The organism is Candidatus Streptomyces philanthi (genome assembly GCF_059553635.1).
The window spans coordinates 1-20,815 of record NZ_JCANQV010000007.1 but is presented as its reverse complement, the minus strand read 5'-3'; the positions used below and the strand labels follow the sequence as shown (position 1 = coordinate 20,815).

Here is a 20,815-nt window from a genome sequence, read left to right as displayed (position 1 = left end):
TGGCGGGGCCGGACGGCCGGCGACTGATGAGGTGGGGCAGCGATGAATGCGCCGTACGACGGTGACCGCGGCCGGGGCGCCCCGGGCGAACCGGCGGGACCGGTCCCCCCGGCACCGCCGGCGTCCCCGGCCCCCGACGCCCAGGGCCCGTACCCCCAGGACGCCCGCTCCGGCGACCCGTACGGGCCGGCGGACGCCACGGTCCAGCTCCCGGCCGCCGCGTACCCGCCGCCGCTCCAGCAGCAGCCGCCCGCGCAGCAGTGGGACGCGCCCGCCCCGCCGGTCTTCGGCGACGGGGACGCGACCACGCAGTTCGCGAGCGTCGGCCGGCCGGTCACGGGCGGCACCGACGGGCAGCCGAAGCCCGACGCGTTCGCGCACCTCTACCAGGACCAGCAGCCCTACCGGCCCCAGTCCCCCGCGGCGCCGCAATCGGCCCCCGTCGCGACCGGGGGCGGGCCGGAACCGGAGCCGCTGCCCGACCGGTCTGCGGAGACGCAGGACGCGCCGCCCGCGGCAGCCACCGGAAAGCAGTCCGGCGGGCGTGCCTCCGGGCTGCTGAAGTCCAGCGCGGTGATGGCGGCCGGCACGATGGTGTCGCGTCTCACCGGCTTCGTCCGGTCGGCCCTGATCGTCGCCGCTCTCGGCGGTGCCGTTCTCGGTGACTCCTGGCAGGTGGCCTACCAGCTGCCGACGATGATCTTCATCCTGACCATCGGCGGCGGTCTGAACTCCGTCTTCGTCCCGCAGCTGGTCCGCGCGATGAAGGAGGACGACGACGGGGGCGAGGCGTACGCCAACCGGCTTCTCACCCTGGTCATCATCGTCCTCGGCGCCCTCACCGTCCTCGCGGTGGTCGCGGCACCGTTCCTGGTGAAGCTGGTCTCCTTCGACATCTCCCGTGATCCGGCGGCCAACGAGGTCGCCGTCGCCTTCACCCGCTACTGCGTGCCCACGATCTTCTTCATGGGCCTGCACGTGGTGATGGGGCAGATCCTCAACGCCCGCGGCCGGTTCGGCGCGATGATGTGGACCCCGGTCCTCAACAACATCGTCATGATCGCCACCTTCGGCCTGTTCATCTGGGTCTACGGCACCGCCAAGACCTCCGGCATCGGCGTCACCACCATCCCGTCCGAGGGCATCCGCCTGCTGGGCCTGGGCACGCTGCTCGGCCTTGTCGTGCAGGCGCTGGCGATGATCCCGTACCTGCGCGAAGCCGACTTCAGGTTCCGGCTGCGCTTCGACTGGCGCGGGCACGGCCTGGGCAAGGCCGCCAAGCTCGCCAAGTGGACGGTGCTGTTCGTCCTCGCCAACCAGGCGGGCGTCGTCGTCGTCACCCAGCTCTCCACCTGGGCCGGCAACACCGCCGACCAGCAGGGCCACCCCGGCACCGGCTTCATCTCCTACGCCAGCGCCCAGCTGATCTGGAACATGCCGCAGGCCATCATCACCGTCTCCGTGATGGCCGCGCTGCTGCCGCGGCTGTCCCGCTCGGCGCACGACGGGGACACCGCGGCCGTCCGCGACGACATGTCCCAGGGGCTGCGGACCTCCGCGGTCGCCATCGTCCCGATCTCGTTCGGCTTCCTCGCCCTCGGCATCCCGCTGTGCACCCTGGTCTACGGCTCCTCCGGCGCGGGCGTGCCGATGGGCTACATGCTGATGGCCTTCGGTGTGGGCCTGATCCCGTTCTCCGTCCAGTACGTCGTGCTGCGCGCCTTCTACGCGTACGAGGACACCCGCACGCCCTTCTACAACACGGTGATCGTCGCCGCGGTCAACGCCGCCGCCTCCGCGCTCTGCTTCCTCGTCCTGCCCGCCCGCTGGGCCGTGACCGGCATGGCCGCCTCGTACGGCCTGGCGTATGTGATCGGCGTCGGCGTGGCCTGGCGCCGGCTGGGCAGGCGCATGGGCGGTGACCTGGACACCGCCCATGTCGTCCGCACCTACGCGCGACTGGCGGGGGCGAGTGTTCCGGCCACGATCATCTCCGGGATCCTGGTGTTCGGGATCATGCAGACGCTCGGCAGCGGGATCCTCGGCTCCCTGGCCGCACTGATCGTCGGCGGGGCGGCACTGGTGGGTGTCTTCTACGCCGCAGCACGGAAGATGCGGATCGAGGAACTGACCGCCCTGGTGGGCATGGTCCGCGCGAAGCTGGGGCGCTGAGTACGCACAACCATCGACCGCCACCGTGTGTCGTGCATAGTGGCGGACTGTGGGCACAATTGTCTTGGCTCATTGAGCCTGCAACGGATGGGGAGGCAGGAACGACGGTGGCGGAACGGAGCACGGCTGCCGTCGACGTGGCCGACACGAGCGGTGAGAAGCCGCCGGCCGCCAAGGCGGACAAGGCCACGAACGACGGTGCGAAGGCACAGAAGGTATCCGGCACGGAGAAGGACGCCGCGCGCACCGAATCCGAGGACGCGGCGCCCGCCGACGCCCCGTCACCGGAACTGCACAGCGGCCACAAGCTCGCCAGGCGCTACCGCCTTGAGGAGTGCCTCACCCGACTGGAGGGCTTCAGCAGCTGGCGCGCGGTCGACGAGAAACTGCGCCGCGCCGTGGGTGTGCACGTGCTGCCGGCCGACCACCCCCAGGCCCGGCCCGTGCTCTCCGCGGCCCGCTCCGCCGCCCTCCTCGGCGACCCCCGTTTCGTCCAGGTCCTCGACGCCGTCGAGGAGAACGAACTCGTCTACGTCGTCCACGAGTGGCTCCCGGACGCCACCGAACTCTCCACGGTGCTCGCGAACGGCCCCCTGGAGCCCCACGACGCCTACCAGCTGGTCCACCAGGTCTCCCAGGCCATGGCCGCCGCGCACCGCGAGGGCCTGTCCCATCTGCGCCTCAACCCCGGGTCGGTCCTGCGCACCGAGTCCGGGCAGTACCGCATCCGCGGCCTCGCTGTCATGGCCGCACTGCGCGGCATCACCTCCGAGGAGCCGGAGCGCACGGACACCGAGGCGATCGGCGCCCTCCTGTACGCCGCGCTCACCCAGCGCTGGCCGTACGAGACGGACGCCTACGGCCTGTCCGGACTGCCGAAGGGCGTCGGGCTGATCGCTCCCGACCAGGTGCGCGCGGGGGTCCACCGCGGGCTGTCCGAGCTCGCCATGCGGGCCCTGGTCAACGACGGCGCCACCGCCTCCCGGCAGGAGCAGCCCTGCACCACGCCCGACGAGCTGGCGAAGGCGGTCGCGGCCATGCCGCGCATCCGTCCCCCGGAGACGGCCTTCACCGCTCCCCCGCCGTACCAGCGCACCCAGTACCAGCAGGGCAGCTACCAGCAGCCGCCGCGCAACGGGCGGCCGGTGCCGGCCCCGCAGCCGGTCGCCGCGCCGCCGCCCCCGCTCCAGAGCCGCGCGGGCAAGGCCCTCAAATGGACGGTCTCCGCGCTGCTCATCGCCGCGCTGGGACTCGGCAGCTGGCAGCTGGCCGACACGCTCCTGAAGCGGGAGAACGACGCGGACCCGGGGACCTCCCAATCCGACGGTGAGCAGGACAAGAAGCCCGAACTCAAGCCGATCAAGATCGTGGGTGCGCAGGAGTACTACCCGGACGGCCAGCCTCAGCACGCCGACCAGGTCGACGACTCGTACAAGGGGCGCCCCGGCAAGTACTGGAACTCCCGCAGCTTCATCGACGGCCCCGAGCTCAACCCGCTCATCAAGAAGGGCGTGGGCGTCATCTACGACCTCGGGTCGAAACAACGGATAAGCAGGGCTCAGTTCAACCTGCGCTTCGACGGTCCCCACACCACGGTGACGCTGTACGCGGCGAACTCCTTGTCCTCCTCGGAACCGCTGAGCTCCATGCGGAAGCTCGGCACCACCACGACGTCCAAGGCCAGCGCGAAGATCGACCTCAAGAAGCCGGACGAGGCACGCTATGTGCTCCTCTGGATCACCGCGATGCCGTGGACCCCCAAGGTCGAATACAGCAACCCTGGGCACAAACAGGGCCTGTCAGGGGTCTCCTTCGCCGGCTGATCCGTCTCTTCCGAAGATCCCTGGTCGTGGCTGCCACGGCCGGGGATCTTGCGTAGGGCCGCCGTCGCCGCGCTGGACACGGACCTGCCGGAAGGCGGGGGCGAGGGGCGTTGTCCGCGCGGCGGAGCCTGGCCGCACCTGCTCCGACCGGCGTTTACATTCCCGGCGCGGCCCGCTTCAATGGGGGCGCGAGATCAGCAGCTACGGCCGGGGGGCCCGTGTCCACCGACAACGACGAGGCGACACCATCCGACGCCGATCTCCTCGCCCTGCACGTCCAGGGGGACCCCGACGCCTTCGGAGAGATCGTCCGTCGCCATCGCGACCGGCTCTGGGCCGTTGCCATCCGCACGCTGGGGGATCGTGAGGAGGCCGCCGACGCGGTGCAGGACGCCCTGGTCTCGGCCTATCGCGCGGCCCATACCTTCGGCGGACGGTCCGCGGTGACGACCTGGCTCCACCGGATCACGGTGAACGCCTGTCTCGACCGCGCCCGCAAGACGGCGTCCCGGCGTACCTCCCCGGTCGCCGAGACCGATCGCCTCGACCAGTTGCTGGAGCCGCAGGAGTCCGCCGCCGCGCCGGCCGAGCGGCAAGATCTGCACCGCCAGCTGCTCGGCGCGCTGCGGACCCTTCCCGAGGAGCAGCGCGCGGCCCTGGTGCTCGTCGATATGCAAGGCTATCCGGTGGCCGAGGCAGCGAAGATCCTCGAAGTGCCGACGGGCACCGTGAAAAGCCGCTGCGCACGGGGCCGGGCGCGGCTGCTTCCCTTGGTGCGCCATCTGCGCGGCACCGACGGGGACGACGGAGCAGTGAGCGGAAGGAACCGGGTGCGGCAGGAATCCGTCCCACCCATGCCAGGGCCGGAGGACACAGGTGCCGTGAAGGGCGGAGGTGGGCGAGCGTGACGTCGGCGACCGGCACGGATGAGCACCCGGAGGTCTCCGAGATCTCCGATCTCACGGATGATCTTCTCTCGCCGTCCCGTGCGGCAGCGGTGCGGGAGCACCTCGCGGACTGCGGCCCCTGCGAAGACGTCCGCGCGTCCTTGACGGAGATCCGGGGGCTGCTCGGCTCGATGCCGGGCCCGGTGCGCATGCCGGACGATGTCGCCGAGCGCATCGACGCCGCCCTGGCGGCAGAGGCGCGGACGAGTGCGACCGCCGTCGTGCGGGAACCCTCGGTTTCACGTGAAACCGGCGGGCCGGAGGACGCGGTTTCACGTGAAACAACGCCCGGAGCCCCGCTCCCGGGCGGTTCCCGGAGGCCCGCCGGACATCCTCGGGGTGCCTCCGGGCCGGGCCGCCGGGCCGCCGGCCGTTCCGTCCGGCAGCAGCGCTGGCCCAGGGTCCTGCTCGGCACGGCGGCCGCCGCCGCGTTGTTCGGCGTCGGGGGGCTGCTGTTCCAGGACTCCACCGGCGGCGCCGGACAGGCCGACGGCCCGGACCAGCATGCCTCCGCCCATGCGACGCCCCACGACGGCCTCACGGTCGCGGCGGTCGGAGGCCAGGTCCATGAGCTGCTCGCCACGACGGGTGCGCGGAAGGCGCCCGAGTTCGGCACCCGGAGCTCCGCCCAGACGCCGATGCGCGGCGAGGCCGATCCCCTTCCCTCCTGCGTACGCCTCGGCACCGGCCGTCCGGAAACTCCGATCGCCTCCCGCCAGAACCGGTACGAGGGCAAGGACGCCTATCTTGTGGTGCTGCCGGACTCCGCCGATGCCTCACGGGTGACCGCCTATGTCATCGACGCGTCCTGCGTCACCGCCACGCCACCGGCCCCGGGCACGGTGCTGCTGCGGCACTCGTATCCGCGCGGCTGAGCGCGGCCGGATGTGCGCTGCGGCACTCCGGGAATGCTCGCCCCGTAGGATCCGTTGGGTGGGGTGAGAGATCGAAGCGCCCCAGCAAGCAGTCGGCAGAGACAAGGAAGACACCCGTGAGCGACGTCCGCAACGTGATCATCATCGGCTCCGGGCCCGCGGGCTACACCGCAGCGCTCTACACCGCCCGCGCGTCCCTCAAGCCTCTGGTCTTCGAAGGGGCCGTCACCGCCGGTGGCGCCCTGATGAACACCACCGACGTGGAGAACTTCCCCGGCTTCCGCGACGGGATCATGGGACCGGACCTGATGGACAACATGCGCGCCCAGGCCGAGCGCTTCGGTGCCGAACTCGTCCCCGACGATGTCACCGCCGTCGACCTGTCCGGTGAGATCAAGACCGTCACGGACAGCGCCGGCACCGTCCACCGCGCCAAGGCCGTCATCGTCACCACCGGCTCCCAGCACCGCAAGCTCGGTCTGCCCCGCGAGGACGAGCTGTCCGGCCGCGGTGTCTCGTGGTGCGCCACCTGCGACGGCTTCTTCTTCAAGGACCAGGACATCGCCGTGATCGGCGGCGGTGACACCGCGATGGAGGAGGCGACCTTCCTCTCGCGCTTCGCCAAGTCCGTCACCGTCGTCCACCGCCGCGACACCCTGCGCGCCAGCAAGGCGATGCAGGAGCGTGCCTTCGCCGACCCGAAGATCAAGTTCGTCTGGGACAGCGAGGTGGCCGAGATCCACGGCGACACCAAGCTCTCCGGGCTGACGCTGCGGAACGTGAAGACGGGCGAGACGTCCGAGCTGCCGGTGACCGGCCTGTTCATCGCCATCGGCCACGACCCGCGCACCGAGCTGTTCAAGGACCAGCTCAAGCTCGACAACGAGGGCTACCTCAAGGTCGACGCGCCCAGCACGCGGACCAACCTGGAGGGTGTCTTCGCCGCCGGCGACGTCGTCGACCACACCTACCGCCAGGCGATCACCGCTGCCGGTACCGGCTGCTCCGCGGCCCTCGACGCCGAGCGCTTCCTCGCCGCCCTCGCGGACGGCGACTCCACCCCCGAGCCCGAGAAGACCGCAGCGGTCTGACCAACCGCTTTCCCGCTCCCCATCCCCCACTCAGTAAGGAGATTGCCATGGCCGGCGCCACGGTGACCGTCACGGACGCCAACTTCGAAGAGGTCGTCCTCAAGAGCGACAAGCCCGTACTCGTCGACTTCTGGGCCACCTGGTGCGGTCCGTGCCGTCAGATCGCCCCGTCCCTGGAGGCCATCGCCGCCGAGCACGGCGAGAAGATCGTCATCGCCAAGCTCAACACGGACGAGAACCCCGCCACCACCGCCAAGTACGGCGTCATGTCGATCCCGACCATGAACGTCTACCAGGGCGGCGAGGTCGTCAAGACCATCGTCGGCGCCAAGCCGAAGGCCGGGATCGAGCGCGACCTGGCGGACTTCCTCGCCTGAGGACCGCCGCGTTTCACGTGAAACGGGCCCGCCCCTTCCCCGGGGGCGGGCCCGTTCTCCGTTCGGAACGGCTACAGCGGCCGCAGGGCGGGCTCCTTCTGCACGGCGCCGAGCAGACGGTCGAGAGCCAGCTCCATGTCTTCCTTCCAGGAGATCGCGGACCGCAGCTCCAGCCTCAGCCGGGGGTAGCGCGGATGGGGGCGCACGGTCTTGAAGCCCACGGCGAGAAGGTGATCCGCGGGCAGCAGGCAGGCCGGTTCGGTCCACCGGGCGTCCCCGAACGCCTCGATGGCCTTGACGCCCCTGCGGATCAGGTCCTTGGCGACCGTCTGGACCATCACCCGGCCCAGCCCCTGCCCCTGATAGCCGGACAGCAGCCGTGCCGTGAGCAGCTGGACCGCGTCCGCGGAGACCGGGCTGGTGGGAAAGGCCAGGGAGCGCGGCACATAGGCGGGCGGCGCGTAGAGCACGAACCCGGCCGGCGCGTCGTCGACATAGACGACCCGGCCGCACGATCCCCAGTCCAGCAGGACGGCCGAGAGCCAGGCTTCCTTCTCCAGGGCCGGACGGCCCGCCTTCACCGCGGCCTCACCGCTGACCGGGTCCAGCTCCCAGAAGACACAGGAGCGGCAGCGCTGGGGGATGTCCGGAAGGTTGTCCAGTGTGAGTGGTACGAGCCGACGGCCCATGCAGCCAGGTCCTCGCTTCCCTCGCCCGCCGCACCACGGAGGGGCGCCGGTACGGTCCGCTCCCCGGCGGTCTCCCGGCGCGTCCCCGGTACCGGTCCGGCCGTGGGCCACGGCCGGCGGTCCGATGCGGCTCACCGTTCGCATGGCGCCACGCAGGGTAAGGAGACTCCCCGCGCATGCGTGCCATACCTGATCGCATCGTAACCACGCCGGACGGACGCGGACACCGCGACAAGGAAAAGGGCGGGCCATGTTCCCGGTAAGCCCCGGAACACGGCCCGCCCCTGTCGTGCCGATCGCTCGGCTCAGTCCTTCTCGTTGCCCTCCCCGGGCAACGACTTTCCCAGAACGGGCCCCTCTCCCGGAGCCAGCGTGCCGAGAATCCGTTCCAGGTCTTCTATCGACGCGAACTCAACGACGATCTTGCCCTTCTTCTGCCCGAGGTCGACCTTCACCCGCGTCTCGAAGCGGTCCGAGAGCCGGGAGGCGAGGCCGGTCAGCGCCGGGGAGACCCGTGCGCCGGCCCGCGGCCCCTTGTTCTTCGCCGCCTTCTTGGGCTCCGACGCCATCAGCGTCACGATCTCCTCGACCGCACGCACCGACAGCCCCTCCGCCACGATGCGGCGTGCCAGCGTGTCCTGCTCCTCGGAGTCGTCGAGCGAGAGCAGGGCCCGGGCATGCCCGGCGGAGAGTACGCCCGCGGCGACCCGGCGCTGCACGGCCGGCGAGAGCTTCAGCAGTCGCAGTGTGTTGGAGACCTGCGGACGCGAGCGGCCGATGCGGTCCGCCAGCTCCTCGTGGGTGCACGCGAAGTCCTTGAGCAGCTGGTCGTAGGCGGCCGCCTCTTCCAGTGGGTTGAGCTGTGCCCGGTGGAGGTTTTCGAGGAGGGCGTCGAGCAGCAGCTTCTCGTCGTCCGTGGCCCGGACGATGGCGGGGATCTTCTCCAGCCCCGCTTCCCGGCAGGCCCGCCAGCGGCGCTCCCCCATGATGAGCTCATGCCGCTGGGGTCCGGTCTGACGGACCACCACCGGCTGGAGCAGGCCCACCTCACGGATGGAGGTGACCAGTTCGGCGAGTGCGTCCTCGTCGAAGACCTCGCGCGGCTGGCGCGGGTTGGGGGTGATCGTGTCCAGCGGCAGCTCGGCAAAGTACGCGCCCGCCACCTCGGGCTCGGACGGTGCCTCCCGTGCGGCGGGTACCTCGGTTTCACGGGAAACAGAGGGCACCGGCAGCGAGGCCACCTTGGCAGCCGCCACGCCCCGTTCCGGGTCGAGGACGGGTACCGCCGTCGGTGATGTCGTTCCCCGTCCCATGGAGGGACCTGTCTGATCCGTACTTTGCGGTGCTGCGGGGATCAGTGCGCCGAGTCCTCGGCCCAGTCCCCTACGTCGTTCGCTCACTGCGTCCCCTCCGGCATGCTGTGCTGTGGTTCGTAGTTCACACTCAGGCCCTGGCCGCCCGCCGTCCGGCGGGCACCGCGCAGGGCGATCTCTCTGGCCGCCTCCAGATACGAGAGCGAGCCACTCGACCCTGGGTCATAGGTGAGCACCGTCTGCCCGTAGCTGGGTGCCTCGGAGATGCGCACCGAGCGGGGGATGCTCGTACGGAGCACCTCGTTGCCGAAGTGGCTGCGTACCTCTTCGGCGACCTGGGAGGCCAGTCGGGTGCGTCCGTCGTACATGGTGAGCAGGATCGTCGAGACGTGAAGCTTGGGGTTGAGGTGCCCCCGCACCAGGTCCACATTGCGCAGCAGTTGCCCCAACCCCTCCAGTGCGTAGTACTCGCACTGGATCGGGATCAGCACCTCGGCACCCGCGACCAGAGCGTTCACGGTCAGCAGGCCGAGCGACGGAGGGCAGTCGATGAGGATGTAGTCCAGCGGCTGTTCGTACGCCTTGATCGCGCGGTCCAGCCGGCTCTCCCGTGCCACCAGGGAAACCAGCTCGATCTCCGCGCCGGCCAGGTCGATGGTGGCAGGCGCGCAGAACAGGCCCTCGACATCGGGTACCGGCTGCACCACGTCGGAGAGCGGCTTGCTCTCCACCAGCACGTCGTAGATCGACGGCACTTCGGCGTGGTGGTCGATGCCCAGTGCGGTCGAGGCATTTCCCTGGGGGTCGAGGTCGATCACAAGGACGCGTGCGCCGTGCAGCGCGAGGGAGGCCGCCAGGTTCACCGTGGTCGTGGTCTTGCCGACCCCGCCCTTCTGGTTGGCGACCACCATGACGCGGGTCTGCTCGGGCCGGGGCAGTCCCTCGCCCGCGCGACCGTACGCTTCCACCGCCAACTGAGCTGCTCGACCGATCGGGGTGTTGTCCATCAGGGGCGGCGTTTCACGTGAAACGTCCTCCCCGGACGACTCGCTTCGGGGACCGGGGACCGGATCGGTCATCGGTCCCGCGATATTGGCGTCGGACCGCAAGGATTCACTCTCCTCGACATCAGGCTCGCAATGTTCAGAGCCTGCCATGCTTCCGGCAGCACGAACCAGTGAGGTCCGTTCTCCTGTGGACAAGCCCTTCTCTGTGGATACTTCCGTACCCCGTGTGGGTTTACGGTGCCGTGGCGTGGCGGTCGCACGACCACGTCCGATGATCCCTTGCAGCAGAGAACGTCGTTTCACGTGAAACACGATGCCAGCGACGCGCCCGATTCAGCCGCGACACTCCGGTATGCAGCGTTTGAACCGTTTCCCGGCGGGACGACCGGCGGCAGCAATGACAGAAGCGATTTCCACGGCATCGCGGAAATCGCTTCGTCATGGTCTTTGTGCGGCGCCTGGGCCTCAGCGCCGCCTGGCCCGCGGCGCCCGGCCGGCCCGCGCCGCCTTCGCCCGCTTGGCGGCGAAGCGCACCCCTCCGGGACTCTCCCCCACCTCGACCCGCACCACGGTCGAGAGCGGATCCACCACGCCCTCGCCGACGTGCACCACCGAGGTCGCCACCACACCGAGCTTGCTCAGCGCGGCCCGCGCGCTCTTGAGCTCCTCCTCCGCGGTGTCGCCCTTGAGCGCCAGCATCTGCCCGTACGGCCGCAGCAGCGGAACGCCCCAGCCGGCGAGACGGTCGAGCGGCGCCACCGCGCGGGCGGTCACCACATGCACCTGCGGCAGCTTGCCCATGACCTCTTCCGCCCGTCCCCGGACGACGGTGACATGGTCGAGGCCGAGCAGTTCCACGACCTCCTGGAGGAAGTTTGTCCGGCGCAGCAGCGGCTCCAGCAGCGTGATCTTCAGGTCCGGGCGGACCAGCGCCAGTGGAATGCCCGGCAGCCCGGCCCCCGAGCCGACATCGCACACCGAGACGCCCTCGGGCACGACCTCGGAGAGCACCGCGCAGTTCAGCAGATGCCGCTCCCACAGCCGCGGCACCTCCCGGGGGCCGATCAGCCCCCGCGTCACGCCCGCGTCGGCGAGCAGCTCGCCGTACCGCACGGCCTCCGCAAAGCGCTCACCGAATACCTCCCGCGCCGCCTGTGGCGCGGGAGGGAGCTCCGCTGCTGCGTCCGTCACGGGGAACCGCCCTTCCTCTGAACTGCTTTCCTGTCGGGTACCCACCCCGGGATTACCCAGAAGGCTGACAAGTTTCGGCCCCGCCTGCGAGCAGACGGGGCCGGGGCCATCGGGAACGCCGGGCCGGATCAGGCCGGGAGCACGACCACGCGACGCTCGGGCTCCTCGCCCTCGGACTCGCTGCGCAGCCCCGCCGCGGCCACGGCGTCGTGCACGACCTTGCGCTCGAACGGCGTCATCGGGTCCAGCTTCACCGGCTGCCCGGTCTCCTTGACCTCATCCGCCGCCTGGGCGCCCAGCGCCGCCAGCTCCTCGCGCTTGCGCGCCCGGAACCCGGCGATGTCCAGCATCAGCCGGCTGCGGTCACCGGTCTCCCGGTGCACCGCGAGCCGGGTCAGCTCCTGGAGCGCCTCCAGCACCTCGCCGTCGCGCCCCACCAGCTTCTGCAGATCACGGCTGGTCGTGTCGCTGATGATCGACACCGCGGCGCGGTCGGCCTCGACGTCCATGTCGATGTCGCCGTCGAGATCCGCGATGTCCAGCAGCCCCTCCAGGTAGTCGGCGGCGATCTCGCCTTCCTGCTCCAGGCGGGTCAGGGTGTCGGTGCCCTTGGCGGCAGGGGTCGTGTCCGTCACGTAAGGACTCCTTCTACTTCTTGGACGGGTGCTTGGGGCGCTGCTGGCCCTTGCGCTGTCCGGACTTGGTGGTGCGGGATCCGGAGGCGGAGCCGCCCTTCGCCTTGCTGTCCTGCGGGGCGTTCTTCTCCGACGACTGCTTCTGGGCCGCGTCCTGCCCGCCGGTGGCACCGCCCGACTGTGCCCGTGCCCGGGTACCGCCGGTGCCCGCCGTGCCGGTCGTCTGCCTCTTGGCGCGCGGCTGGCGCTTGGGCTGCTGACGGTTCTGCCGCGCTTCCTCGGCCGCCTTCTTCGCCTCGATCTCGGCGGGGGTCTCGACCAGCTTGCCCCTGGCGCGCAGCCGCTCCTGACGCTCGGTGAACGCCTTGCTGCCGGGGGTGGGGTTCCGGCGGATGACGTACATCTGCTGCCCCATGGTCCACACGTTGGTGGTCAGCCAGTAGACGAGGACACCGACGGGGAAGTTGATGCCGAAGACGGCGAACATGATCGGGAAGACGTACATCAGCATCTTCTGCTGCTGCATGAACGGCGTCTTCACCGTCAGGTCGACGTTCTTGGTCATCAGCTGGCGCTGCGTGTAGAACTGCGACGCCGACATCAGGATGATCATGATGACGGTGACCACGCGGACGTCGACCAGGGACGCGCCCAGGCTCTCGATCTTCTGCGCGCTGTCCATGAACTTCGCGGCCAGCGGGGCACCGAAGATGTGCGCCTGCTGCGCGCTCTGCAGCAGAGAGGTGTCGATGAAGCCGACCACCTTGTTCTGCGCGATGTGGTTGAGCACCTGGTACAGGGCGATGAAGAACGGCGACTGCGCCAGGATCGGGAGACAGCTCGAGAGCGGGTTGGTGCCCGACTCCTTGTAGAGCTTCATCATCTCTTCGGACTGGCGCTGCTTGTCGTTCTTGTAGCGCTCCTGGATCGCCTTCATCTTCGGCTGGAGCGCCTGCATGTTCCGCGTCGCCTTGATCTGCTTCACGAAGAGCGGGATCAGGCAGATACGGATCAGCACCACCAGCGAGACGATGGACAGACCCCACGCCGCGCCACTGTTCCGGTCGAAGATGAGGCTGTAGAACGAGTGGAACTGGACGATGATCCAGGAAACTGCGTAATAAAGAGGACTGAGGATCGTGTCCACGAATCAGGCTCCTTGGGCGTTGGGCTGAGTCTCGGGCCGGGCGACGGGCTCAGGGGCGGCAGGCCCGCCCAGACGGCTCCTCAGCCGCTGGTGCCAAACCGGACGCTTCCGGGGAGGTACATGGTCGACCCCACCGAGCGACCACGGATTGCAACGCAGGATGCGCCAAGCGGTGAGCGCGGTCCCTTTCACCGCGCCGTGCCGGTCGATGGCGGTGTAGCCATAGTGCGAGCACGACGGGTAGTACTTGCAGACCGGTCCCAGCAAGGGGCTGATGGTCCACTGGTACAGCTTGATCAACAGCAGCAGCGGGTACTTCACTGTGCGCTCCCTCCCGGTTCTTCTCCGGGGGTCCGAGGGTCATCCCCCGGGGGATTGCAGCTGCGCGGTACCCGTCCCACCAGCCGCTGCAACGCGGCGTCCAGGTCGCGGGCCAGTTCGTCGTGGCTCGACTCACCCGCACCGGGCAGCGCCCGTACGACAACCAGGCTACCGGCGGGCAGCCGGTCCAGCCGTTCCCGCACGAGATGCCGAAGGCGGCGCTTGACCTTGTTGCGGACCACCGCGATGCCGACGGCCTTGCTCACGACGAAACCCGCACGCGCCGGGGAAACACGTTCCCCCGCTGCGTGCGGGTCCGTTGCATCGCTGCGGAAGTGCACGACAAGGAGCGGGCGCCCGGCCCGGCGTCCCCGGCGTACCGCGGCCGCGAAGTCCTCGCGCCGCCTCAGCCGATTTTCGGTAGGCAGCACGTCATGGACCTAGAGGTCTGGCTGCTCAGGCCGACAGGCGGGCGCGACCCTTGCCACGGCGGGACGCGAGGATGGCACGGCCGGCGCGGGTCCGCATGCGCAGACGGAAGCCGTGGGTCTTCGCACGACGGCGGTTGTTCGGCTGGAAGGTGCGCTTGCTCACTCGGGGGCTCCAGGGATACTTGCTGCCTCGTTATGAGACAGATGTGGGGCGTCGACTGGCTGTCACCGTGCGCCCACGAGTAGCTCGCAACGCCCACGTGCACCGCTTCACGAGCACTGTGTGCGCGATCATTGCCCATCGGAGGCAGGCGGCAGCAGCCATCGACAACTCGACCTGGTCACGGTACGCGGGGCCGCGCCATTCGGTCAAACCGTCCGGAGGTCACCCCCGGAAGGGGCCGTCCGGGACACACTATGCACAGCCTGTGGACAACAACTTGAATCCCCAGGCCCGGCCTGACTACCGTGGCTGAACTCCGATTCCTTCCCGCCCGTCCCGAGAATCACACATTCGTGGGACTGTGAGAGAGCGTGCCCTGTGGCTGATGTACCTGCCGATCTTGCCGCAGTGTGGCCGCGCGTACTCGACCACCTCCTACGGGCGGACGGCGACGGCCTCAAGCCCAAGGACCAGGACTGGCTCAAGCGGACCCAGCCGCTGGCCCTGGTCGCCGACACCGCGCTGCTCGCCGTACCCAACGAGTTCGCCAAGGGCGTGCTCGAAGGGCGGCTCGCCCCGCTGATCGGCGAGGCGCTCAGCCACGAGTGCGGCCGCCCGATCCGGATCGCGATCACGGTGGACGACTCCTCCGAGGAGCCCCCGGCCCCGCAGCAGCCGTCCCCGCAGACCCACCAGACCCAGCACCAGCAGCACCAGCAGCGCCCGCAGCACGAGGCGTACGAGGGCTACGACGGCCGGCAGACGTACGGCCGCCAGGGCGACGACCTGCCCGGCGTCCGCCCCGCCTACCCGGATTACCCCCAGCCCCGCCACGAGCCCGGCTCCTGGCCGCAGCACGGCTCGTCCATGAGCGCCGGCCCGCGCGAGGACTACGGCTGGCAGCAGCAGTCCCTCGGCGGCTTCGCCGAGCGCGACCCGTACGCCTCGCCGCCGCCCCGCGTCCAGCAGCCGCAGAACGACTACCGCTCCGCCGCGCCCGAGCGCTCCGACGGCCGCACCCCCTACGACCAGCGCCGCGAGCTGCCCGAGCACCAGCAGCCGCACGGCCGCCACGCCGCTCCCGGCCCCTCGCTGCCCGTGCCCAGCGGCGCGCCCGGACCGCTCGCCGCCCAGCCGGCCCCGGCCGCCGGCCCCGGTGAGCCGACCGCCCGGCTGAACCCCAAGTACCTCTTCGACACCTTTGTCATCGGCGCCTCGAACCGGTTCGCGCACGCGGCCGCGGTCGCCGTCGCCGAGGCGCCGGCCAAGGCGTACAACCCGCTGTTCATCTACGGCGAGTCCGGGCTCGGCAAAACCCATCTGCTGCACGCGATCGGGCACTACGCGCGCAGCCTGTACCCGGGGACGCGGGTGCGGTACGTGAGCTCGGAGGAGTTCACCAACGAGTTCATCAACTCCATCCGCGACGGCAAGGCGGACGCGTTCCGCAAGCGCTACCGCGACATGGACATCCTGCTCGTCGACGACATCCAGTTCCTGGCGAGCAAGGAGTCCACGCAGGAGGAGTTCTTCCACACCTTCAACACCCTGCACAACGCGAACAAGCAGATCGTGCTCTCCAGCGACCGGCCGCCCAAGCAGCTGGTCACCCTGGAGGACCGGCTGCGCAACCGCTTCGAGTGGGGTCTGATCACCGACGTCCAGCCGCCCGAGCTGGAGACCCGGATCGCGATCCTGCGCAAGAAGGCGGTCCAGGAGCAGCTGAACGCGCCGCCGGAGGTACTGGAGTTCATCGCGTCCCGGATCTCGCGCAACATCCGCGAGCTGGAGGGCGCGCTGATCCGGGTGACCGCGTTCGCCTCGCTCAACCGGCAGCCGGTGGACCTCGGGCTCACCGAGATCGTGCTGAAGGACCTGATCCCCGGCGGCGAGGACGCCGCGCCGGAGATCACCGCGACCGCGATCATGGCGGCGACCGCCGACTACTTCGGGCTGACCGTCGACGACCTGTGCGGGTCCTCGCGCAGCCGGGTGCTGGTGACGGCCCGGCAGATCGCGATGTATCTGTGCCGTGAGCTGACCGATCTGTCGCTGCCGAAGATCGGCGCGCAGTTCGGCGGCCGGGACCATACGACGGTGATGCACGCCGACCGCAAGATCCGCGCGCTGATGGCGGAGCGCCGCTCCATCTACAACCAGGTCACCGAGCTGACCAACCGCATCAAGAACGGCTGACGGCCTCCTCGGGCCGGTCCCGCCGCCGGCGGTCCACAGGGCGTCCCGGGCGAGTCCCGGGGCGCCCTTCGCCGTCGGGGAGCGCGGTGGAGAGGCCGTCCACAGCCGCCACAGGAGACGTCGTCCGCACGCGTCCGCGGGCCCCGGCGACCCGTTCCGGGGCTCCGGCCGCCGCCTCCGGTCCCGTTTTCCACCGTCCCAAACCTGTGGAGGACGCCAAGCCGTGTTCGATTCCGGGGCGGGTTACGGGTTCCCTCCACAGATTGGGCAAGATTCTTCCGTCCACATGCTGGGGACTGCGAAGTTATCCCTGGGGAATCCACAGGCCGGGGTTCGCGGGGGGCATCGGCCGAGGTCAGGTGCATGTGGATTTGTGGCCAAACGTTATCCACAGGGTGTGGACGAAACCTGTGTCCACAGGGCCGGGTCGCGGTTGTCCACCGGCTGCCCACAGGGTCGCGGTCGTTGTCCCCAGCTTCTCCACACCCCTGTCCACTGTTCGGCAAGACGACACCCACCCTCACCGGCGCGAGTGAAAGCCGTCACATCAAGAGGGTGGGTTGGCCTGTGGGGAACATGGGTAAAACTGGGGACGGCGCTGGGGAGAAGTGGCCCTCGCCTGTGTATCGGGTGTGCACAACTTCGGGCGATCCACAGAGGACCCCGGTTATCCACCACCGCCACCCACAGGGCCGGTGGACAAAAAATGCGCGCTGACCTGCGCAGAAGAAGTTGTCCACGGTTTCCACAGGCCCTACTACTACGACCACAGAGATCTACCGGGGAACTTGCTCGGAAACGGGCCCTGTGCACAACTCGGGCCCGGAGCGCCGTCCGCGCGTCGAGCCGACTTGACCCCGAGCCGCACCGACTGTCGGTGGCGTGCGTCAGACTGGAACCCGGCAACTCAGCCGACGACGAAAGCCAGCAAGGCGTGAGCCGAACAGCAGGAGGCGGTTACCGGTGAAGATCCGGGTGGAGCGCGATGTACTCGCGGAGGCAGTGGCCTGGGCGGCCAAGAGCCTCCCGGCCCGTCCGCCGGTGCCCGTCCTCGCAGGTCTGCTGCTCAAGGCGGAGGACGGCGCCCTGAGCCTGTCGGGCTTCGACTACGAGGTCTCGGCACGGGTCTCGGTGGACGCCGAGGTCGAGGAGGAGGGCACGGTCCTCGTCTCCGGCCGCCTCCTGGCCGACATCTGCCGTGCGCTCCCCAACCGCCCGGTGGAGATCTCCACAGACGGTGTACGGGTGACGGTCGTCTGCGGCTCGTCCCGCTTCACCCTCCACACCCTGCCTGTGGAGGAGTACCCGGCCCTGCCGACGATGCCCGGCGCCACCGGCACCGTCCCCGGTGAGGTCTTCGCCGCGGCCGCCGCCCAGGTGGCCATCGCCGCCGGCCGCGACGACACCCTCCCGGTGCTCACGGGTGTCCGTATCGAGATCGAGGGCGACACCGTCACCCTGGCCTCCACGGACCGCTACCGCTTCGCCGTCCGTGAGTTCCTGTGGAAGCCGGAGAACCCGGACGCCTCCGCCGTCGCCCTGGTCCCGGCCAAGACCCTGCTGGACACCGCCAAGTCGCTGAGCAGCGGTGACACCGTCACGTTGGCGCTCTCCGGCGCGGGTGCCGGCGAGGGCCTGATCGGTTTCGAGGGCGCCGGCCGGCGCACCACGACCCGTCTGCTGGAGGGCGACCTCCCCAAGTACCGCACGCTCTTCCCGACCGAGTTCAACTCCGTCGCCGTGATCGAGACCGCGCCGTTCGTCGAGGCGGTCAAGCGTGTGGCGCTGGTCGCCGAGCGGAACACCCCGGTGCGGCTGACCTTCGAGCAGGGCGTGCTGATCCTGGAGGCCGGTTCCAGCGACGACGCACAGGCTGTGGAGCGTGTCGACGCGGAGCTGGAGGGCGAGGACATCTCGATCGCCTTCAACCCGGGCTTCCTCCTGGAGGGCCTGTCGGCGATCGACTCCCCCGTCGCCCAGCTGTCCTTCACGACCTCGACCAAGCCGGCGCTGCTCAGCGGCCGCCCGGCCAAGGACGCCGAGGCGGACGAGGCGTACAAGTACCTGATCATGCCGGTGCGGCTGTCGGGCTGACGCCCGGAGCCCGGGTGCGCGCACCCGGTGCGGCCGCCGGGTCCGGGGCGGGGCGTACGGCACGTCCTGCCCCGGGCCATGGCCGCTGATGAGCGGTTGAGCCCACAGGTGTGCACGCATCGTCGGGCGTACGCTCGGACTGGGTACAAACAGCAACGACTACGTGCAAAGAGGGTCACTGATGGAGCTCGGTCTCGTCGGTCTCGGCAAGATGGGCGGCAACATGCGCGAGCGCATCCGCCGCGCAGGCCACACCGTCATCGGATACGACCGCAACCCCGACCTGGCGGACGTCCACAGCCTTCAGGAGCTTGTGGACGGCCTCAAGGGACCGCGGGTCGTCTGGGTCATGGTTCCGGCCGGTCAGGCCACCCAGTCGACGATCGACGAGCTGGCCGAGCTGCTCTCGCCGGGCGACATCGTCGTGGACGGCGGCAACTCCCGCTGGACCGACGACGAGAAGCACGCCGAGGAGCTGAAGGCCAAGGGCATCGGCTTCGTCGACTGCGGTGTCTCCGGCGGTGTCTGGGGCCTGGAGAACGGCTACGCCCTGATGTACGGCGGCGACAAGGACGATGTCGCCAAGGTGCAGCCGATCTTCGACGCGCTCAAGCCCGAGGGCGAGTTCGGCTCGGTGCACGCCGGCAAGGTCGGCGCCGGCCACTTCGCGAAGATGGTCCACAACGGCATCGAGTACGCGATGATGCAGGCGTACGCCGAGGGCTGGGAGCTGCTGGAGAAGGTCGACTCCGTCACGGACGTGCGCGAGGTCTTCCGTTCCTGGCAGGAGGGCACGGTCATCCGCTCCTGGCTGCTCGACCTCGCGGTCAACGCGCTCGACGAGGACGAGCACCTGGACAAGCTGCGCGGTTACGCCGCCGACTCCGGTGAGGGCCGCTGGACGGTCGAGGCCGCGATCGACAACGCCGTGCCGCTGCCCGCGATCACCGCCTCGCTGTTCGCGCGCTTCGCGTCGCGTCAGGACGACTCCCCGCAGATGAAGATGATCGCCGCGCTGCGCAACCAGTTCGGTGGCCACGCGGTCGAGAACAAGAAGTAACCGGCTCCCAGCAGCCGGGGAAGGTCGGCGCCCCACCATGCACGTCTCGCATCTGTCGCTCGCCGACTTCCGCTCGTACGCCCGGGCCGAGGTCCCTCTCGGTCCGGGCGTCACGGCGTTCGTGGGCCCCAACGGGCAGGGCAAGACCAATCTCGTCGAGGCCGTCGGCTATCTCGCCACCCTCGGCAGCCACCGGGTCGCCTCCGACGCGCCGCTGGTGCGGATGGGTGCCGAGCGGGCGGTCGTACGGGCCGCGGTAGTGCAGGACGAGCGGCAGCAGCTGGTCGAGCTGGAGCTGAACCCGGGGAAGGCCAATCGCGCGAGGATCAACAGGTCCTCGCAGGTCAAGCCGCGGGACGTGCTGGGGATCATCCGTACCGTGCTGTTCGCGCCCGAGGACCTGGCGCTGGTCAAGGGCGACCCGGGCGAGCGCCGGCGCTTCCTGGACGAACTGATCACCGCGCGCTCCCCGCGGATGGCCGGGGTGCGCTCGGACTACGACCGCGTCCTCAAGCAGCGCAACACCCTGCTGAAGACCGCGGCCCTGGCGCGCAGGCACGGCGGGCGGAGGGGGGCACCTCCCGGGGGAGCGGATGCGAGCTCGGGGGCGGACCTGTCGACGCTGGACGTCTGGGACCAGCACCTGGCGCGGGCCGGTGCCGAACTGCTGGCGCAGCGGCTCGACCTGATAGCCGTGCTGGGACCGCTGGCGGACAAGGCGTACGAGCAACTGGCGCCGGGCGGTGGTCCGTTGGCGCTGGAGTACCGGGGTTCGGCGGGCGATCCCCCGGCCGCCACCCGCGAGGAGCTGTACGGGCAGCTGCTGGCGGCGCTGGGCGCGGCCCGGAAGAACGAGATCGAGCGCGGGGTGACGCTGGTCGGCCCGCACCGCGACGAACTGCTCCTCAAGCTGGGGCAGTTGCCGGCGAAGGGGTACGCCAGCCACGGCGAGTCCTGGTCGTACGCGCTGGCGCTGCGGCTGGCCTCGTACGAGCTGCTGCGGAGCGAGGGCAATGAGCCGGTGCTGGTGCTGGACGACGTCTTCGCCGAGCTGGACGCGCGCCGCCGCGAGCGGCTGGCGGAGCTGGTGGCCCCGGCCGAGCAGGTGCTGGTGACGGCGGCGGTCGACGACGATGTGCCGGAGGTGCTGACCGGGGCGCGGTACGCGGTCTCCGGTGGTGAGGTACGGAAGGTGCCGTCGTGAGCGGTGAGGGGACCAAGCCGCCGGAGCTGTCCGGTGTGGATCTCGCCCGTCAGGCGCTGGTGGCCGCGAAGGAGCAGGC

Annotated in this window: 18 protein-coding genes and 1 pseudogene; 10 read left to right on the top strand and 9 right to left on the bottom strand. The window is 70.0% G+C overall.

Translation table 11 applies throughout. The features are described 5' to 3' along the window. The first annotated feature begins 42 nt into the window (after positions 1 to 42). From murJ to trxA, 6 genes are all read left to right on the top strand, one after another. Positions 43 to 2,172 (top strand): murein biosynthesis integral membrane protein MurJ, encoded by a 2,130-nt coding sequence (murJ, locus tag AC51EU_RS02180; RefSeq protein WP_496264872.1) that lies wholly within the window; start codon positions 43 to 45, stop codon positions 2,170 to 2,172. Positions 2,173 to 2,279: 107 nt separating this feature from the next. After that, positions 2,280 to 3,995, top strand: a complete 1,716-nt coding sequence (locus tag AC51EU_RS02175) for a protein kinase family protein (RefSeq protein ID WP_496264871.1) — start codon at positions 2,280 to 2,282, stop codon at positions 3,993 to 3,995. A 218-nt stretch (positions 3,996 to 4,213) separates the two neighbouring features. After that, complete coding sequence (gene sigM / locus AC51EU_RS02170) at positions 4,214 to 4,903, top strand: RNA polymerase sigma factor SigM (protein WP_496264870.1); 690 nt, start codon at positions 4,214 to 4,216, stop codon at positions 4,901 to 4,903. Beyond that, positions 4,900 to 5,817, top strand: a complete 918-nt coding sequence (locus AC51EU_RS02165) for an anti-sigma factor family protein (protein ID WP_496264869.1) — start codon at positions 4,900 to 4,902, stop codon at positions 5,815 to 5,817. The genes sigM and AC51EU_RS02165 overlap by 4 nt, the downstream gene beginning before the upstream one ends. Before the next feature lie 116 nt (positions 5,818 to 5,933). Next, a complete protein-coding gene (trxB, locus tag AC51EU_RS02160; protein WP_496264868.1) occupies positions 5,934 to 6,908 on the top strand; it encodes a thioredoxin-disulfide reductase in 975 nt (324 codons plus the stop codon). 47 nt (positions 6,909 to 6,955) lie between these two features. After that, on the top strand, positions 6,956 to 7,285 hold the full coding sequence (gene trxA / locus AC51EU_RS02155; RefSeq protein ID WP_496264867.1) for a thioredoxin: 330 nt from the start codon (positions 6,956 to 6,958) through the stop codon (positions 7,283 to 7,285). 71 nt (positions 7,286 to 7,356) lie between these two features. Here the strand turns inward: trxA and AC51EU_RS02150 are convergent, their stop codons facing one another. From AC51EU_RS02150 to rpmH, 9 genes and pseudogenes are all read right to left on the bottom strand, one after another. Continuing rightward, positions 7,357 to 7,974 carry a GNAT family N-acetyltransferase gene (locus AC51EU_RS02150; protein WP_496264866.1) on the bottom strand — a complete coding sequence of 206 codons (618 nt, stop codon included), beginning with the start codon at positions 7,972 to 7,974 and terminating at the stop codon, positions 7,357 to 7,359. 305 nt (positions 7,975 to 8,279) lie between these two features. Beyond that, a complete protein-coding gene (locus AC51EU_RS02145; protein ID WP_496264865.1) occupies positions 8,280 to 9,374 on the bottom strand; it encodes a ParB/RepB/Spo0J family partition protein in 1,095 nt (364 codons plus the stop codon). After that, positions 9,371 to 10,444: a ParA family protein gene (locus tag AC51EU_RS02140; RefSeq protein WP_496264864.1), complete on the bottom strand. Its 1,074-nt coding sequence runs from the start codon at positions 10,442 to 10,444 to the stop codon at positions 9,371 to 9,373. The genes AC51EU_RS02145 and AC51EU_RS02140 overlap by 4 nt, the downstream gene beginning before the upstream one ends. 315 nt (positions 10,445 to 10,759) lie before the next feature. After that, positions 10,760 to 11,485 (bottom strand): 16S rRNA (guanine(527)-N(7))-methyltransferase RsmG, encoded by a 726-nt coding sequence (rsmG, locus tag AC51EU_RS02135; protein ID WP_496264863.1) that lies wholly within the window; start codon positions 11,483 to 11,485, stop codon positions 10,760 to 10,762. Between the two features lie 128 nt (positions 11,486 to 11,613). Beyond that, on the bottom strand, positions 11,614 to 12,120 hold the full coding sequence (locus tag AC51EU_RS02130; protein ID WP_496264862.1) for a Jag family protein: 507 nt from the start codon (positions 12,118 to 12,120) through the stop codon (positions 11,614 to 11,616). A gap of 13 nt (positions 12,121 to 12,133) precedes the next feature. Continuing rightward, complete coding sequence (yidC, locus tag AC51EU_RS02125; protein ID WP_496264861.1) at positions 12,134 to 13,267, bottom strand: membrane protein insertase YidC; 1,134 nt, start codon at positions 13,265 to 13,267, stop codon at positions 12,134 to 12,136. Between the two features lie 3 nt (positions 13,268 to 13,270). Beyond that, complete coding sequence (gene yidD, locus AC51EU_RS02120) at positions 13,271 to 13,588, bottom strand: membrane protein insertion efficiency factor YidD (protein ID WP_496264860.1); 318 nt, start codon at positions 13,586 to 13,588, stop codon at positions 13,271 to 13,273. A 74-nt stretch (positions 13,589 to 13,662) separates the two neighbouring features. Further along, a pseudogene (gene rnpA, locus AC51EU_RS02115) lies at positions 13,663 to 14,019 on the bottom strand (ribonuclease P protein component); the annotation flags it as partial. Between the two features lie 25 nt (positions 14,020 to 14,044). After that, complete coding sequence (rpmH, locus tag AC51EU_RS02110) at positions 14,045 to 14,182, bottom strand: 50S ribosomal protein L34 (RefSeq protein WP_003949374.1); 138 nt, start codon at positions 14,180 to 14,182, stop codon at positions 14,045 to 14,047. 378 nt (positions 14,183 to 14,560) lie between these two features. Here rpmH and dnaA point away from each other — a divergent pair, with 378 nt between their 5' ends. The 4 genes from dnaA (at position 14,561) to recF (ending at position 20,736) form a co-directional block, all read left to right on the top strand. Then, on the top strand, positions 14,561 to 16,378 hold the full coding sequence (dnaA, locus tag AC51EU_RS02105; protein WP_496264859.1) for a chromosomal replication initiator protein DnaA: 1,818 nt from the start codon (positions 14,561 to 14,563) through the stop codon (positions 16,376 to 16,378). Positions 16,379 to 17,341: 963 nt separating this feature from the next. Continuing rightward, positions 17,342 to 18,472, top strand: coding sequence for a DNA polymerase III subunit beta (dnaN, locus tag AC51EU_RS02100; protein WP_496264858.1), 1,131 nt, complete (start codon positions 17,342 to 17,344; stop codon positions 18,470 to 18,472). A gap of 181 nt (positions 18,473 to 18,653) precedes the next feature. Then, complete coding sequence (gene gnd, locus AC51EU_RS02095) at positions 18,654 to 19,532, top strand: phosphogluconate dehydrogenase (NAD(+)-dependent, decarboxylating) (protein WP_496264857.1); 879 nt, start codon at positions 18,654 to 18,656, stop codon at positions 19,530 to 19,532. Between the two features lie 37 nt (positions 19,533 to 19,569). Further along, positions 19,570 to 20,736 carry a DNA replication/repair protein RecF gene (recF, locus tag AC51EU_RS02090; RefSeq protein WP_496264856.1) on the top strand — a complete coding sequence of 389 codons (1,167 nt, stop codon included), beginning with the start codon at positions 19,570 to 19,572 and terminating at the stop codon, positions 20,734 to 20,736. Positions 20,737 to 20,815 lie beyond the last annotated feature (79 nt).

Coding starts and splice junctions, on each gene's coding strand:
- recF (WP_496264856.1), top strand. CDS start 19,570: ATGCACGTCTCGCATCTGTCGCTCGCCGACTTCCGCTCGTACGCCCGG.
- AC51EU_RS02150 (WP_496264866.1), bottom strand. CDS start 7,974: ATGGGCCGTCGGCTCGTACCACTCACACTGGACAACCTTCCGGACATC.
- murJ (WP_496264872.1), top strand. CDS start 43: ATGAATGCGCCGTACGACGGTGACCGCGGCCGGGGCGCCCCGGGCGAA.
- trxA (WP_496264867.1), top strand. CDS start 6,956: ATGGCCGGCGCCACGGTGACCGTCACGGACGCCAACTTCGAAGAGGTC.
- AC51EU_RS02140 (WP_496264864.1), bottom strand. CDS start 10,444: ATGGCAGGCTCTGAACATTGCGAGCCTGATGTCGAGGAGAGTGAATCC.
- gnd (WP_496264857.1), top strand. CDS start 18,654: ATGGAGCTCGGTCTCGTCGGTCTCGGCAAGATGGGCGGCAACATGCGC.